At 62.3% G+C, this 16,195-nt stretch carries 11 protein-coding genes; 5 read left to right on the plus strand and 6 right to left on the minus strand.

Annotated features, from left to right (window positions below):
* Positions 1–9 precede the first annotated feature (9 nt).
* The 6 genes from ACKAMS_RS04875 to ACKAMS_RS04900 form a co-directional block, all read right to left on the minus strand.
* A complete protein-coding gene (locus tag ACKAMS_RS04875; protein WP_408988681.1) occupies positions 10–1,083 on the minus strand; it encodes a histidinol-phosphate transaminase in 1,074 nt (357 codons plus the stop codon).
* Positions 1,080–2,648 (minus strand): histidine ammonia-lyase, encoded by a 1,569-nt coding sequence (hutH, locus tag ACKAMS_RS04880; protein ID WP_046379310.1) that lies wholly within the window; start codon positions 2,646–2,648, stop codon positions 1,080–1,082. The genes ACKAMS_RS04875 and hutH overlap by 4 nt, the downstream gene beginning before the upstream one ends.
* A 109-nt stretch (positions 2,649–2,757) precedes the next feature.
* A complete protein-coding gene (locus ACKAMS_RS04885) occupies positions 2,758–3,549 on the minus strand; it encodes an IclR family transcriptional regulator (RefSeq protein WP_029256284.1) in 792 nt (263 codons plus the stop codon).
* Positions 3,550–3,641: 92 nt separating this feature from the next.
* Entirely contained in the window at positions 3,642–4,304 is a 663-nt protein-coding gene (locus ACKAMS_RS04890; protein WP_020909174.1) for an IclR family transcriptional regulator, read from the minus strand.
* A gap of 37 nt (positions 4,305–4,341) precedes the next feature.
* Positions 4,342–5,484 carry a CaiB/BaiF CoA transferase family protein gene (locus ACKAMS_RS04895; RefSeq protein WP_408988682.1) on the minus strand — a complete coding sequence of 381 codons (1,143 nt, stop codon included), beginning with the start codon at positions 5,482–5,484 and terminating at the stop codon, positions 4,342–4,344.
* Between the two features lie 11 nt (positions 5,485–5,495).
* Positions 5,496–6,665 carry an acyl-CoA dehydrogenase family protein gene (locus ACKAMS_RS04900; protein ID WP_019745344.1) on the minus strand — a complete coding sequence of 390 codons (1,170 nt, stop codon included), beginning with the start codon at positions 6,663–6,665 and terminating at the stop codon, positions 5,496–5,498.
* 235 nt (positions 6,666–6,900) lie between these two features.
* On the opposite strand from ACKAMS_RS04900, the gene ACKAMS_RS04905 reads away from it, so the two are divergent.
* The 5 genes from ACKAMS_RS04905 (at position 6,901) to ACKAMS_RS04925 (ending at position 16,170) form a co-directional block, all read left to right on the plus strand.
* On the plus strand, positions 6,901–11,547 hold the full coding sequence (locus tag ACKAMS_RS04905; RefSeq protein ID WP_408988683.1) for an NAD-glutamate dehydrogenase: 4,647 nt from the start codon (positions 6,901–6,903) through the stop codon (positions 11,545–11,547).
* A gap of 109 nt (positions 11,548–11,656) precedes the next feature.
* Positions 11,657–12,412: a histidine utilization repressor gene (gene hutC, locus ACKAMS_RS04910; protein ID WP_024487384.1), complete on the plus strand. Its 756-nt coding sequence runs from the start codon at positions 11,657–11,659 to the stop codon at positions 12,410–12,412.
* A gap of 217 nt (positions 12,413–12,629) precedes the next feature.
* Positions 12,630–14,024: a serine hydrolase gene (locus tag ACKAMS_RS04915; RefSeq protein WP_021331962.1), complete on the plus strand. Its 1,395-nt coding sequence runs from the start codon at positions 12,630–12,632 to the stop codon at positions 14,022–14,024.
* 98 nt (positions 14,025–14,122) lie between these two features.
* Positions 14,123–15,202 (plus strand): dipeptidase, encoded by a 1,080-nt coding sequence (locus ACKAMS_RS04920; protein WP_019745341.1) that lies wholly within the window; start codon positions 14,123–14,125, stop codon positions 15,200–15,202.
* A gap of 32 nt (positions 15,203–15,234) precedes the next feature.
* Entirely contained in the window at positions 15,235–16,170 is a 936-nt protein-coding gene (locus ACKAMS_RS04925) for an alpha/beta fold hydrolase (RefSeq protein WP_019745340.1), read from the plus strand.
* The last annotated feature ends 25 nt before the right edge of the window (positions 16,171–16,195 follow it).

Consider the following 16,195-nt stretch of genomic DNA (forward strand, 5'->3'; position numbering starts at 1 on the left):
TCCCGTCAGTCAAAGGTTGTGTGCGAGAGCGTCCACAGCTGAGATCACGGCGTCTTCTGCGTCCCGCTCGCCGACGGTGACCCGCACCCCCTCGCCAGGGAACATCCGGACCGAGACACCCTGGGCGACGCAAGCCGCTTCGAGTGCAGAAGCTCTCTCGCCGAGAGGGATCCAGACGAAGTTCGCTCCGCTGGGGACGGAATCGACGCCGCGCACAGCGAGTTGCTCACGTAGGTGAGCGCGACCCTGCGTCACCGTTTCGACTATCGAATCGGTGTGCGCCGGATCGGTCAACGCTGCGCAGGCCGCGGCCTCGGCAACGGCGCTGAGCCCGAAGGGCGGTGCCGCGCTGGAAAGGTCCGCTGCGATCGCCGGATTGGTGATGGCATAGCCGGCCCGAAGGCCGGCCAATCCGTAAGCCTTGGAGAAGGTTCGGAATACGACTATGTTGGGAAAGGCTCGAAGCAGGTCGACGCCGTCGACATCGCTGGTCGCGAACTCCCGGTAAGCCTCGTCCAGAAGGATGAGGACGTCACCCGGGATCGAGCGTGCGAACGAGACGAACTCGGCGGTCGAGAACTCGCTTCCGGTCGGATTGTTGGGGTTGCAGACGAGTACCGCGCGGGTCTGCGGAGTCACGGCTGCCGCCATTGCACTCAGATCGTGCCGGTGTTCGGAATCGAGTGCGACGGGTACACCGCTCGCCCCGGCGATTCCGATCAGTATCGGGTACGCCTCGTAGCTGCGCCACGGGTAGACGACTTCGGTGCCCGGGCCCGTGTATGCGGTCAGTACCTGCTGGAGCAGTGCCAACGACCCGGCGCCGACCAATACCTGGTCGTCGCCGACACCCAGGCGGTCGCTCAACCGGGCGATCAGCGTGTCGCCGAACAGCGACGGATACAAGTGCGAGTGTGAGGCCGCGAGATTGACGGCCTCGAGAATTGCCGCCGAGGGTGCAACCGTCGACTCGTTGCTCGACGCCCGCCACCGAACCTGCTCGAGGCCGGCGGCTTTGGAATATCGAGGGAGTGCTTCGATTTCGGGTCGGGGGCGAGGCCGCAGCGCTCCGGGCGCGCTCATGCCAGGGCGCCGATCGCGTTCTCCGCGGCCGCAACGAGTGCACCGGATGCCGCCAAGTCCACCGCCGCCTCGATCTCGGGGGACAGGAAGCGATCGGTGCCCGGCCCCTGCACCTTCTCGCGCAGGGTCCGAAGGACGGCTCCGGTGGCTGGTGAGGGTTCGAGTGGGGAGCGCAAATCGATTCCTCGTGCTGCAGTGAGTATCTCGATCGCGAGAACGCGGGTGAGACCGTCGATGGACCGGCGGAGCTTACGTGCACCCGACCATCCCATGGAGACGTGATCTTCCTGCATGGCCGAGGAGGGAATCGAATCGACGCTGGCGGGGCTTGCGAGTCGCTTGAGTTCGGACACGACGGCAGCCTGTGTGTACTGCGCGATCATCAGTCCGCTGTCGACTCCGGGGTCGTCGGCAAGGAAGGGAGTCAGACCGTGGTTGCGTGCTACGTCGAGGAAGCGGTCGGTGCGGCGTTCGCTGATCCCCGCGACATCCGCGGTCACGATGGCGAGGAAGTCCAAGACGTAGGCCACGGGAGCTCCGTGGAAGTTTCCGTTGGATCGAACCCGTCCGTCGAGGGTGACAACGGGATTGTCGACAGCACTGGCTAATTCGCGCCCGGCGACGAGGCGGGCGTGATCGACGGTGTCGCGTGCGCCGCCGGCGACCTGCGGTGCGCACCGCAGTGAGTACGCGTCTTGAACCCTGGTGCAGTCAGGGCCCGCATGGCTGGCGACGATCGGGGAATCGGCAAGCAGACGCACCATGTTCGACGCGGCCGCGCCCTGGCCGGGGTGGGGGCGAAGCGTTTGGAGGTCCGCGGCGAACACCTGATCTGTGCCGAGCAAGCCCTCGACGCTCATGGAGGCAGCGATGTCGGCCAACTTGAGCAGATGATCGAGATCGGTGATCGCAAGGGCCAGTTGGCCGAGCATCCCGTCGGTACCGTTGATCAGTGCGAGGCCTTCTTTCTCGGCCAGAACCACCGGTTCGAGGCCATGGGCAGCCAATGCCGTTGCCGCATCGGTGAGTTCACCGTCGGCGGTGCGGACGGAACCTTCGCCGATGATTGCCATCGCCACATGAGCCAGTGGTGCCAGATCTCCCGAGCATCCGAGGCTGCCGTATTCGTGCACCACCGGGGTGATGCCTGCGGTGAGTAGGTCGGCGTACGCCTGTGCGACCACGGGGCGCACTCCGGTCCTTCCGGTGGCGAGCGTCGACAGGCGCAGAAGCATCAAGGCCCGGATCACTTCGCGTTCGACTTCCGGTCCCGAACCTGCCGCGTGTGAGCGGATCAGGCTGCGCTGCAACTGCGTCCGCAGATGCGCCGGAATGTGCCGGGTGGCAAGTGCGCCGAATCCGGTGGAAACCCCATAGACCGGCGTGGGATCTGCGGCCAGGGCCTCGATGCGTGCACGACTTTCGGCGATCGCGGTCAGTGATTCCGCGGTCAATGCGACGCCGTAACCGTTGCGCGCGACGTCGACGACGTCGGCGATGGTGACAGCCCCGATTCCGACCTCAATGGTTCGGGTGGCTGTATGGGTGGCAGGGGTGGCGTTCATGGGACTCCAATGATGATGCGGTGGTGATCCAGCAAGTCTTGTATACGAGACTCTAGTCTTGAATATGAGACGAAAACAAGGCCCGCAAAGTACGCAGCGGAGAAATTGGCTACATGTCTGCGGTCGGGGTCTCCACCATTCGATCTCCGAGATCGGCAGAGAACTCGGCGCTGACGGCGCGCACTCGGTCGGCGATCAGGGCACTCTCCTCGGCCGATTTGGAGCCGGAGAGGAAGGTGACGCCGAGAGCTGCGACCGGACGACCGTCCCGCGTGATCACGGGGCTGGCGATGCAATTGATTCCGGATGTCGTCGCATTCTCTTCGACCGCATATCCGCTCTCACGTGCTGCGGCGAGCAGTTCTCGCAGTTCGGCGAGCGTCGACGGTCCCGTTCCGGTCCGCGTCGGCCAGGTGTATCCCTCGTAGAGCGCGCTGATCTGTTCCACGTCCAGACGGCTCAGAATCGCGCGCCCGACTGCGGTGAGATGCGCTGGAAGGCGAGTCCCGATTTCGGTCACCAATCGCACGCCCGGCTTCAGTGGTTCACGTTTGTCGAGGTAGATGACGTCAGAGCCCTGTAGTACCGCCAGATGAGACGTCTCATCCGTCGACTGAGTGAGTGCCAGCATGAATCGTTGGCCCTCACGGTGAAGTGGGCCTGAGCGCATGTACGACGCACCGACTTCGAACGCCGAGACACCCAGGGTCCAGGCGCGCTGATCAGCCCAGTACGAGACGAACCGTCGATCCCGCATGACATTGAGGAGATGATGCGTCGTACTCTTCGGCAGCTCGAGGGCGCTCGAGATTTCGGCCGTCGCCAGCGGCACACCCCGGCGGGCCAGGAGATCGAGCACGTCGAGCACGCGCTCAGCAGATTTCACGCGACTCGTCGTCATGTGGGGTGTGTCCTTACGAGTAGGTAGGAAATCCGGAGCGGGGAACCACATTGTCTCGGATACGAGACTGAATCGCCAAGTGCTCGGGGTGGTCAGGGAGCCTGGCTGCCGAGTTCCGCGGACAACCGGGCGCAGTGCTCCACCAAGACGCGACCGTGGCTGGCGCAGACCTCGTCCGTCAGACGGAATGTCGGGCCGACGACGCTGAGCGCTCCGGCTATCTGACCGACTGCGTTGTAGATCGGCGCGGCAACTCCGGTCGAGTGATCCTCGATGGTGTCGTGCGCAATGGCGTACCCGCTCTCACCTACCTTGCCGCTCAACGCTGCGCCGACGGCGGTGCCGTCCAGGGGAACGCTCTGTCCCACCCACCCCATGTGGCGGATCGCGTGCGTGCCCTCGATCTGATCGAGATACAGCGCAGTGTCTTTCGGTCCCATCGTCGACAGGTAGGTCGATTCCCTCGTGGTTTCGGCGATGGCCTTCATCGCGGGCCGGGCTCTCGGCAACAGTTGATTGTCGCCGAGAGCGCGAGCTCCGATTTGCAGTAGCCGCGGGCCGACGCGATAGACGTTGTCCTCGCCGCGAACGACGAACTCGGTTTGTTCGAGGCTTCTGATCAGGCGAAGGGCGGTACTGGTTGCCAGATCGGTTGCCTTGGCGGCGTCGCCGAGCGTCAATCCGCCGTGCTCGACGATCGCACCGAGAAGTTCGAACGTGCGATTCGCGCTGCGGGTCACGTCGCCGGGGGCCATGTCCTACTCCAAGTGCCGAGGGATGTCTGCGCTGAATCTATCGCGAGCCCGGCAGTACCTCACCGTGGTGCTCGTCCAGCAGGGGGCTGCGGCGGACATCGGGGCGTTGGCTCTCACCGAACACGACGGGTTGTCGTACGTAGGAGATCTTTCCTGCTACCGGGTGCTCGAACGATTCGACGACTCCGCGATACTCGGCCTGTGCGGAGGTGAGTGCCTGCTGGACGTCCCAGATCTCCGAGCCGGCGAGGCCCGCGTCGCCGAGAATGCCGACCACGTCGGCGACGGTCTTTCCGGCAGCCCAGTTTTCGATCTCCTTGCGCAGTGCCGGCTCGTTCTCGGTCCGGGCGGTGTCGTCGGCAAATCGAGGATCTGCGATCAGGTCGATGCGATTCATCGTCTGCGCCAATTTCTCGAAGCCGGATTGGCTGGCAACTGCGAGGACAAAGAGACCGTCGTCGGCCTTGTAGGTGTCGAACGGTGTTGACACCGGATGACGGTTACCGACGCGTGGGGGAGTGAGCCCGGTGGATTGCAGTTGGCTGTGTGCTGTCGGCAGCATGGCGAGCATGCTGTCGAACATCGCGACGTCAAGGTGCTGCCCGAGTCCGGTCGCCCGTGCACTCAGCAGGGCGGTACTGATTCCCCAGGCAGCGAACAGCCCGGCGACCAGGTCTCCGAACGACTCACCCAACCGTGTCGGCCCGGATTCTTCCGAACCGGTGATGCTCATGATTCCCGAAAGAGCCTGGACTACAAGGTCGTAGGCGGCGGCGCCGGACATGGGCCCGTCCTGTCCGAAACCGGAGATGGACGCGTACACGATCCGCGGATTGCGAGCCCGCGCAGCCTCGTAGTCGATTCCCAGGCGCTTGGTGACGCCCGGGCGAAAGTTTTCGACGACGACGTCGGCGGTCTCGATGAGCGTCAGCAGCGCCTCACGGTCCTCGTCGTTCTTGAGGTTGAGTGCCACCGAACGCTTGCCACGATTGAGCACGTTGAAGTAGATGCTCTCGCCGTCGCGGAACGGGCCGAGGTGCCTCGAGTCTTCACCGTGTTCGGATTCGATCTTGACGACGTCCGCGCCGGCGTCGGAAAGCATTGCGGTGCAGTAGGGTCCGGCGAGGACGCGCGAGAGGTCGATGACCCGGATGCCGTCGAGTGGTGGAAGTGCAGACATGTCCGTGCCTTTCAGAAATCGGTGGAACGCGGCGACGGAGCGTTGCCGGCAATGGTGAGCAATTGGATCTGTGAGGTGCCCTCGAAGATGCGGAGAATGCGGCAATCGCGGTACAGGCGTTCGATTTCCGATTCGCGCATGAATCCCGCGCCACCGTGGATCTGCACGGTTTGATCGACGATCGAGAAGCAGGCCTCGGTGGCGACGTACTTCGAAATCGATGCGGCGCGGCGGATGTCCTGACCGGCGTCCTTGACGTCGGCGGCCCAGTCTGCGGTGACACGTGATGCGACCAGTTGCGCGTCGCAGCCACCGAGGAGGAGCTGAATTGCCTGGAAGTCGAAGATAGGCGTGCCGAACTGCTTTCGCTCGGTGGCGTACTCACGTCCCAGTTCCCAAGCGCGCAAAGCGATGCCGTTCGCCATTGCCGCCACGTCGATGCGCGCACGGTTCAGTGCGGTCAAGGCGATGTTGCCGCCGCGACCTTCGGTGCCGATCACCGAGTCGAGCGGCAGCACGACATCGTCGAGGTAGACGGTGTATGTCGGAGCCGAACGAATTCCCATCTTGTCCTGCGGCTCCGAGTAACTGATTCCCGGAGTGCCCTTGGGGACGACGAAGGCGGTGATGCCGCGGAATCCTGCGCTCGGGTCCGTCTTGGCGAAGAGCACGACAAGGTCGGCTTCCTTCGCGTTGGAGATGTACGTCTTGGATCCGGAGAGATGCCAGCCGTCGTCCTCGCGTCGAGCGACGGTACGCATCGAGGCGATGTCGGAGCCGGCGTCGGGTTCGGTGAGTGCAAATCCGGCCAGCAGTTCGCCCGACGCGAGCTGGGGCAACCAGCGGTGCTTCTGCTCTTCGGAACCGCCGACGAGAATCGGCTCGAGGCCCAGGTAGTGCGCGGTGTAAATCGATGCCAGTGCGGCGTCGGTGCGTGCAACTTCTTCGATGGCGACAAGTTGGGTTCGTGTCGACAGGCCCAGACCGCCGAATTCCTCCGGCACGGAAATGCCCATGAGGTCCTGCTGTCCGAGGCGCTTGACCAGCTGCGCCGGGAACTCTTTGGATTCGTCGCGTGCGGCTGCTCCGGGTTGGATCTCGGCGTTGGCGAAGGCTCGGACGGTGCTGCGGAACTCAGCGAGATCAACGCTGTCGATGTCGTGCGCGGTCTGGGTGGTCACGGGGGGCTCCTTCGAAGCGAGGTAGTTCACGAATTTCATCTAATGGAATCTAATTGCCACTAGTTGGCACGACTGACTATGGCTGAGGGTGGCGAATTTGTCCAGGGGTGGAGCTGTTGTGTCGCGGCTCACGTTCTGCAATGATCAACTTGTCTAAACCTGTATAGACAAGTTGATCGCGGATCGAACCCACTACAAGTCGGAAGCAGCGTGGCTTTCGGCGGAAGGTGCTGACATGAGCCTCGTTTCAGTCGACACGACACCGGACTCCGAGAATGTGAGGAGGGTGTGCAGTAGGTATTTCGAGGGCTTGTCGGCTGATCGATACGCGGCGCTCGCCGAAGACCGCAAGCTTGCGATGGTCGCCGCGCACATGGATCTTTCGCGCCGACGGGGACACAACTCGTCGATCTCGAGACTCGCGCCGGCCGGGGAGCTGGGGGACGGGCCGGCAATTCAATACGTCGGCGACGACATGCCGCAGCTCGTCGAAGCGGTTCTGGCGACACTTGCCCGCGCGCGCATGGAGCCGGAATTCGTGGTGCACCCAGTGCTTCGCACAGTCGTGCAACCGGCGCACAGCACTGAAGACACCCGGGTCGGGGAGCGTGCCGAATCATGGATCCACATAGGACTACCCGCACATTGTTCGGACGCGCAGGCGCAGGTGATCGCTGATGACGTCGCCGGAATCCTCGACCGTATCGCGCGTGCCTTCCGCGATACCTCGCCCCTGCGGGATCTCGTCGACGAGGCGCGCGGGCAACTGGCCTCGGGCGGTCACGCCGAAGAAGCTGACTTCCTCCAGTGGTGCAGTGCCGGAAACTTCAGTGTCGTCGGCGGTGCGCGAACAATCGACAGGCACGAGCCGTACACCCTCGGCGTGCTCCCCGATCCAACCGGCTTTTCGGATTCGAAGGCGGTGCCCCTCGCGATCGGAGTGGTGTACCTCGGGCAAGGGTTCGGTGGATCCGCATACGCCACAGAGATCGACGTGTCAGTCGGTGACCGTGAATACCGATTCATCGGGTCCTTCACCTCGACCGGACTTGTCGCAGACGTCAGGCGGACCCCCCTCGTGCGAGGGCGCGTCGCAGACATCTTCGACGCCTCCGGATCCACCGTGGATTCGTTTGTCGGACAATCGATGCTGGCGGTGATTCAGTCGATTCCGATCACAGTCCTCTTTGCCGCCGACCCGGCCCGAATTGCGGACGCACTGGACGAACTCACTTCTGTGGACGGCCGCACGTCGTTCCATCTGTTCCTGCAACCCGTGGGATGCTCTCCGACGACGGGGCAAGACCAGGAGCTGTCGGCTTTGCTGTTCGTTCCGCGCGAGAAATTCAGTACGACGATCAGAACAACGGCCGAGTCGGTACTCGCCGAGGCGCTCGGTGCCCGCACCATAGAGTTCTCCAGTCGAGTATCGGAATCTCCCTTGGCCGTCGTGCATTTCACGGCCACAGTCGGCGGCGGCGCGAACTTCGCATCGGCGCGACAAGCGCGGGAGATTCGGGATCTCGTCGTCGACGCGTGCCTGACGTGGGACGAGCGATTCGTTCTGGATGCTTCGCACTACGATGAGCAGCGCAGGCGTGCTCAGTTCGCCGAGCAAGTTCCGGTGGCATACAAGCAGGATTTCGACGCCGTCCGCGCCGCCGAGGACATGGCGGTATTCGACGGCCTCGAACTCGGAGAGGTGAGCCCACGGTTGGCCCGATCTGTCGACGGACCCGGTACTCACCGACTCGGGCTGTACGTATCGGGTGACCCGCTCTCGCTGGGCGAGGTGCTGCCCGTATTGCAGAGCCTGGGGGTCGACGTGGTCGACGAGCGTCCGTACGAGCTCGTCTCGGCAGGCTCGGAACAGTCCTGGATCTACGAGTTCACGCTCGACTATCCGAGTGCGCCGGTCGAAGGCTTCGACAACTTTGCCGCGCGGTTCGCGGCGACGTTTGCCGCGGTTCGAAACGGCTCCGCCGAGCCGGACTCGTTCAACGAACTTGTCGCGATCGCCGGACTCGGTTGGAAACAAGTAGTGGTGCTGCGGGCATACGCGGAGTTCTTGCAGCAAGCAGGATTTCCGTACAGCACCAGTCGCGTCGCCGAGGTACTTGCCGATCATCCCGAGATCGCCGCCGGTCTGTGCGAATTGTTCGAGAGTCGTTTCGATCCCGACGTCGTAGACGGAGATCGAGGTGCGCGTGCAGCAGCGGAGGTGGAAACAGCCGTGGCACAAGTGCAAGGACTCGACGCCGATCGGATCCTGCGCGCGTTGTCCGAGCTGGTCCGTAACACGTTGCGTACCAACTACTTCGTTTATGGCACCGAATCGCTCGGCGCACTCTCGTTGAAGTTCGATTCGGAGAAGCTGTCCGTACTGCCCTTCCCTCGACCGAAGTTCGAGATATTCGTGTACTCACCCGATGTAGCAGGTGTGCACCTTCGCTTCGGTACGGTTGCCCGCGGCGGCTTGCGCTGGTCGGATCGGAAAGAGGACTTCCGCACCGAGGTCCTGGGATTGGTGAAGGCGCAGGCAGTCAAGAACGCGGTCATCGTGCCTGTCGGTGCGAAGGGCGGATTTGTCGTCAAACGCCCGCCGGTTCCAGGACAGGGTGTAGACGCGGACCGAGAAGCCACGTTGGCGGCCGGGATCGAGTGCTACCGATCCTTCATTCGCGGACTACTCGATCTGACCGACAACGTCGACAAACAGAGCGGCGCCGTTGTCGCGGCGCGAAGGGTCGTTCGCCACGACGGGGACGACACTTATCTTGTTGTCGCCGCGGACAAGGGCACTGCAAAGTTCTCCGACATCGCGAACGACGTTGCCGCGCAGTACGGATTCTGGCTCGGCGACGCCTTCGCATCCGGCGGATCGGTCGGCTACGACCACAAAGCCATGGGTATCACGGCGAAGGGTGCCTGGGAGAGTGTCAAGCGGCACTTCCGGGAATTGGGCGTCGATACCCAGCACGACGACTTCACCGCGGTGGGGATCGGAGACATGAGTGGTGACGTCTTCGGCAACGGTATGTTGTGCAGCAAGCACATTCGTCTCATCGCGGCGTTCGATCATCGGCACGTGTTCGTCGACCCGAACCCGTCACCTGAGCGCTCGTACGACGAGCGATCACGTCTCTTCTCGCTCCCACGATCGTCGTGGGCCGACTACGACCCGACCTTGATCAGTGCGGGTGGCGGAGTGTGGGAACGCTCGGCGAAGCGCGTTCCGATCAGTGACGAGATGCGACAGGCACTGGGTCTCGACGCCGACGTCACCGAACTGACTCCACCGCAACTGGTTCGGGCGATTCTGCGGTCCCCGGCAGATCTCTTGTGGAACGGCGGCATCGGAACGTACGTCAAGGCCTCCGGTGAGTCCGACCTCGAAGTCGGCGACAAGAGTAATGACGCGGTTCGGGTGAGCGGCAACGAAGTGCGTGCACGTGTGATCGGTGAAGGAGGCAACCTCGGCCTCACCCAAGCAGGACGAATCGAATACGCGCGTATCGGCGGACGGATCAATACAGACGCCCTCGACAATTCCGCGGGAGTCGATTGCTCCGATCACGAGGTGAACATCAAGATCCTTCTCGACTCCCTGATCAGCTCAGGCGTCGTCGCGGACTCACATCGCGACGCACTGCTCGAATCGTTGACCGATCAGGTCGCCGAACTCGTTCTTGCAGACAACCGTTCACAGAACGAACTGATGGGCACCACGCGTGCGGATGCGGGGGCAATGATCGGCGTGCACGGCAGAGTGATTTCGAACCTCGAATCTCGCGGAATCGTCGACCGCGTCATCGAAGGGTTTCCGACCAAGAAGCAGTTCGCCGCGGCCGAGAAGACGGGAACGGGGCTGACGTCGCCGGAACTCGCCACACTGATGGCCCACGTCAAACTCGATCTGAAATCCACGCTGTTGGCTGGAAGCTCGATCGACAACCAGATCTACCGCAAGGCGCTGGTGAACTACTTTCCGGAGGGCGTTCGAGATGCAGGGGGCGACGCCCTCGACCGGCACCCACTGCGGCGCGAGATCGTCGCGACCGTGCTGACGAACAACGTCATCGATCGGGGCGGCATCACCTATGCGTATCGGCTCGGTGAAGAGGTCGGCGCTGATCCGGAAGACGCGGTACGTGCCTTCACCGTGGTTTCCGAGGTGTTCGGACTGTGGAAGTTGTGGCACGACATCAGCAAAGCCTCGATCTCGACCGCCGTATCCGACGAGTTGATCCTGCTCACCAGGCGACTGCTCGACCGGGCGTCACGGTGGATGCTGACGCGTCGGCCGCAACCGCTGGCCGTCGGGGCCGAGATCAGCAGATTCGGTGATCGCATCGCGGAGGCGTCGACCGAGCTCGATGACTGGCTGGTAGGCGCAGATCAGCGGAACCTGGCTGCGCGAACGGTCCTCATCACGGACAAGGGCGCGCCGGAGAACCTGGTCAGGCGAGTGGAGATATTGCTCGATCAGTTCGGACTGCTCGATGTGGTGGAGATCGCTGACCTCGCCGATCGCGCAATCTCGGAGACCGGTGAACTCTACTTCCGGCTCGGTGAGCATGTTGGGCTCGTCCCGATGCTCAATCGAGTGTCGGCATTGAGCAAGGACGGAAAATGGAACGCATTGGCGAGGTTGTCGCTGCGGGACGAGTTGTACTCGACGGTGCGGGCCTTGACCCTCGACGTCTTGGCCGACGCGGAAGCGGGTGACTCGACAGCGGAAAAACTCTCCAGGTGGGAAGAAAGGAATGCGTCGAGAATCGAGAGGTCGACTCTCGCGCTCGCCGAGATCGAGGCATCGGGGCAACACGATCTTGCTGCGCTTTCGGTTGCGACGAGCCAATTGCGGCGCATGGTGGGCTAGGCCCGGCGCGGACGCCCGCGGATTGATCGGAAAGGTGCGCGAGCCGGATAGACTTCGAAGGCCGAACGGGAGAACCGACTCGGTGGTTTTCGACGAACGGGTGGTGGCGATGGCGATTGCTGAAGTGGACGCAGAACTCGCCGTGCTGTTCAACGAGGCAGGCGGCGAGTCCGCCCCTGCCTACGAACGGGTGAAGAACCTCGTGGTCTCGCAGATCAATTCGGGTCGGTGGACCGAAGGCGATCAGCTGCCTTCGGAAAATCAACTGGTCAGTGCACTTGGGTTGTCACGTATGACGATCAACCGAGCGCTTCGTGAACTCACCAGCGACGGTCTGATCGTGCGGATGATGGGGGTCGGTACTTTTGTCGCCGCCACGAAGACCGCGTCCCCGCTGTTCGAAGTAAAGAACATCGCCGACGAGATTCAGCGCCGCGGCCACCGTCATCGAACCGAGGTCGTCTTCGTTCGTGAGGAAGAAACCGACCACGGGCAGACGTTCCTTCGTGAATCGGTGGGCAAACGGGTGTTCCATTCGCTGATGGTGCACTTCGAGGACGAAACCCCGATTCAGGTGGAAGACCGGTTCGTGAATCCGAACGAGGCGCCCGACTATCTGCGCCAGGACTTCACCGCGATCACCCCCAACAACTACTTGAGTGACGTTGCGCCTCTGGTTCGCGGCGAGCATGTCGTGGAAGCAGTGTTAGGTAGCCCGGACGAATGCGAGCTGCTCCGCATCGATCGAGGGGAACCGTGTCTGCTGATTCGCCGCCGCACCTGGTCGGCCAACGGGTTGGTCAGTGCGGCGCGCTTGATCCACCCCGGTTCACGCAATCGCTTGGAAGGAACCTTCGAGCGCTGATCGTTTCGAGTGGCGAGTCCTGAACGCAGGCTCGTCCGATCGCACCATTTTCGGGGTCGAGTTCGGTGCAATCGACCAGGACGTGACTGCGAGCACACTGAGATCATGGGTGGACGGTTATTGCTTCCGCAACCTCACTTCCCGACGAGTGAGACCTGAGCGGATCGCAGCAACGCTGTCTACGCCACTGGCTTCCATGATCGAAGGAGTTCGACCTGTGACCGACTTGCCCAAGGACCTACTTGTCGCCCCGAAGTGGCAGGAACGCCTCGACGAACTGGCAGCCAAGCATTCGGTACCTGGCGCGCAGGTCGGTGTGATCGCGCTGGGCGAAGACGGTGCAGCGGATATCCGTGTCATCACCACCGGAGTGACGAGCCTGAACACGCGTGTCGACGTCGACGCCGACACCCTGTTCCAGTACGGATCCGCGAGCAAGATCTGGACGACGACTCTGATCATGCAGCTCGTCGACGAGGGCAAGCTGACGCTGGACACCCTGGTGGTGGAGGTGCTTCCGGAGTTCACGATCGCGGATCCTTCCAACACGAAGGAAATCACGATCCGCCAGTTGCTCACGCACACAAGCGGTATCGACGGAGACCTGTTCAACGACACCGGCGACGGCGACGACTGCGTCGAGAAGTACGTCGACGAACTCGCGACCGCGATCAGCGTCACCGAGCCCGGCGGGCATCTGAGTTACAGCAATGCAGGTTTCGCCGTTGCCGGCCGTATCGTCGAGGTTCTTCGTGAGATGACGTGGGACGAGGCGTTGGTCGAATACCTCTGGAAGCCACTCGGATTGACGCACATCATCACCAAGGCCAAGGATGCCCCGCTGTTCCGCACCGCCGTCGGTCATGTGGCGAACCCGGATCGGACGTCGCCGGACAAGGTGGTTCCGACCAAGCAGTGGCTGCTTCCGCGCGGTATCGGTCCGGCCGGGATCATCACCGGATCCGTCAGCTCGCTTCTGACCTTCGGTGCTGCACACATGCGTGACGGCCTCGCGTTGACGGGTGAACGCATCCTGTCCGAAGAATCCGCGCGTCTGATGCGCACCCCACAGTTCGACCTGACCGCGGTTTCGAGCGTCGATCAGGCCTGGGGGCTCGGCTGGATCCTGTCCGACTGGGGCGGTGTGACGTCCGCGCAGCACGGTGGTGCGACGATCGGCCAGATCACTCGTTTTCACACCTTCCCCGAGCTCGGCCTGGCCATGGCAGTTGTCACCAACTCGCGTGGTGGCGGCGCCCTGGCTCACGACATCGAGAAGGAGATCGCTAAGGAACTCGATCTCGTTCTGCCGGAGCCGAAGTCCGAACCGGATGCAGCAGACATCGATCTGTCTCACATTCTCGGGACCTATGAATCGACAACCGTTCGAATCGAACTCACGCGTGGCGACGACGGCGGATTCCAGGTTCAGAACTTCGCCAAGGTCGAGATCGACGGCGAGCCGCCGGCCCCGCCCACCAAGGTCGTGCCTCTGTCTGCTTCCCGGTTCTCGATCAGTAACGAGAGCGCTTCTGGCGAGATGGCTCACCTCACGATCGATGGCGAGGAATATCTGTACATGACACGGCTTTTCAAGAAGATTTCCGGCTAGCCGCGGCGAGATGATTCTCTCCGCTGAATGAAATCTCGGGCAGGTCGAGGGCGATGAGGGCCCTCGACCTGCCCGCACTACTTTCTCGAGGAAAACTCATGTTGAAACCTCTCGCTCCCTTTCCGGACGTGAATCACCCAGCGGCACTGGATGCTTACGGCCTTGCGCCGGTCATCGACGGTCACAACGATCTGGCATGGACGGCTCGCGAAACTGCCGCATACTCGGTGGAAAATCTGGAGAAGGATTCCATATTCCAAACCGACATCGACAAACTCGGTCGCGGTGGCGTCGGTGCGCAGTTCTGGTCGGTTTACACCCCGTGTGACAGGACGGAGGCCGAGGCTGTTCAGTACACACTCGAGCAGATCGACTACGTGTACCGGATGATCGAGCGGTACCCGGATACTTTCGAATTCGCGCGCACCGGTGACGACGTGCGTCGCATCTGGAGCGAGGGCAAGGTCGCGTCATTGTTGGGTGCGGAGGGCGGTCACAGCATCGGCAGTTCGCTCGGCGTCCTGAGAATGATGGCGCGCCTTGGTCTTCGGTACATGACTCTGACGCACAACGACAACACCGGGTGGGCGGACTCCGCGACGGACACGCGCGTACACGGCGGGCTGACCGACTTCGGTCGCGAGATCGTGCGCGAAATGAACCGGCTCGGCGTGCTCGTCGACCTGTCGCACGTCTCGGTGGAAACGATGAGAGATGCCATCGAGACGTCGTCGGCGCCGGTGATCTTCAGCCATTCGTCCTGCACTCAGCTATGCGGTCACCCCCGCAATGTTCCCGACGAGGTCATGAGGCTGCTCGCGGACAACGGCGGGGTCATCATGATCGCCTTTGTGCCCATGTTCCTTTCTTCCGAGTACAACGAGTGGTTCAAAGGCGGGCGGGTCGGCCCACGGCCGGCGATGACGGTGGACCATCTGGCCGATCACGTCGAGCATGCCCGAGACGTCGCGGGCATCGACCACATCGGTTTGGGAAGTGACTACGATGGGTTCGACGACTTTCCGGACGGTATGCAGGACGTATCCGGTTTCGCGGTGTTGATAGACCGTCTGGCGGAACGCGGTTGGTCCGCGGAGGACTTGGCAAAGCTGATGGGCAACAACGTGTTGCGTGTGCTCGACGAGACCAGTGCGGCCTCGATATCGAGCCTTTCCTAGCCGTATCGACGCCCGAGAAGATGAGGATGAGAATGAAGAAGATTCGTACCGTTGCACTGAAGGTGGTTGCTTCGGTGTCCGTAGTTCTGGTTGTGCTGGTAGCGATAGCGCTCGTAATCAACGTCGGCTCCAGCAAGGCGAACGTTCCGACCGCGGAAACGGGCAACCAGTTCGTGTCCGTCGACGGCAAGAACATGAGCTACTCGATTCGCGGCAGCGGTGATCGGACCATCGTGCTGCTGCCCGGGTTCGGAACGTCCGCACCGATCCTCGACTTCAAATCACTCATCGACGAGCTTGCACCTGACTACCGCGTTGTCACGATCGAGCCCTTCGGCTACGGATACAGCGACGCAACCGACAAGGACCGCACGGCTGAGAACATCGTCGAAGAGATACACGAGGCTGTGCAGGCCTTGGGGATTGACGAATACATCCTCATGGGTCACTCCATCACAGGTGTTTATGCCTTGGACTACACCGCGAAGTACGGCGACGAGGTCACCGCTTTCGTGGGCATCGACAGCAGCGTCCCGGGGCAGCCGAACATGGACACCAAGTTCCCGATCGAAGTCTTCCGCGTTGCAAAGAAATTGGGCTTCTCCGACGTTCTGGCGAAACTCGGTGGCAGTGAGGAAACCGATGCCTACCTCGATGAAGCCGAGAAGGCAGAGATGAGCCGACTGGTCGCGAAGAACAACTTCAGCGACACGTATCTCAACGAAATGGATCACCTTTCCAGCAACTTCGCCGCGGCGATCGGCAAGACGTTCCCTGCCGATCTCCCGATTCTGTTGTTTGCTGTACAGAATTCCAAGGTCCAGGGCTGGACAGAGCTGCACGAAGGACAGGCAGCGTCGGTCGATCATGGTGAACTGGTCTTGCTGGACGGAGACCACTACCTACACCACACCAAGTCGAAGGAGATCGCCGAGAACCTCGAAAGGTTCCTGGGCGAGCTGAACTGAAACTCGTAGGACGTTAATGTTGAAT

The organism is Rhodococcus sp. 5A-K4, from assembly GCF_046097995.1.
GTDB classification, from domain to species: Bacteria; Actinomycetota; Actinomycetes; order Mycobacteriales; family Mycobacteriaceae; genus Rhodococcus_F; species Rhodococcus_F erythropolis.

Coding starts and splice junctions, on each gene's coding strand:
- ACKAMS_RS04875 (WP_408988681.1), bottom strand. CDS start 1,083: ATGAGCGCGCCCGGAGCGCTGCGGCCTCGCCCCCGACCCGAAATCGAA.
- hutH (WP_046379310.1), bottom strand. CDS start 2,648: ATGAACGCCACCCCTGCCACCCATACAGCCACCCGAACCATTGAGGTC.
- ACKAMS_RS04885 (WP_029256284.1), bottom strand. CDS start 3,549: ATGACGACGAGTCGCGTGAAATCTGCTGAGCGCGTGCTCGACGTGCTC.
- ACKAMS_RS04890 (WP_020909174.1), bottom strand. CDS start 4,304: ATGGCCCCCGGCGACGTGACCCGCAGCGCGAATCGCACGTTCGAACTT.
- ACKAMS_RS04895 (WP_408988682.1), bottom strand. CDS start 5,484: ATGTCTGCACTTCCACCACTCGACGGCATCCGGGTCATCGACCTCTCG.
- ACKAMS_RS04905 (WP_408988683.1), top strand. CDS start 6,901: ATGAGCCTCGTTTCAGTCGACACGACACCGGACTCCGAGAATGTGAGG.
- hutC (WP_024487384.1), top strand. CDS start 11,657: ATGGCGATTGCTGAAGTGGACGCAGAACTCGCCGTGCTGTTCAACGAG.
- ACKAMS_RS04920 (WP_019745341.1), top strand. CDS start 14,123: ATGTTGAAACCTCTCGCTCCCTTTCCGGACGTGAATCACCCAGCGGCA.
- ACKAMS_RS04925 (WP_019745340.1), top strand. CDS start 15,235: ATGAAGAAGATTCGTACCGTTGCACTGAAGGTGGTTGCTTCGGTGTCC.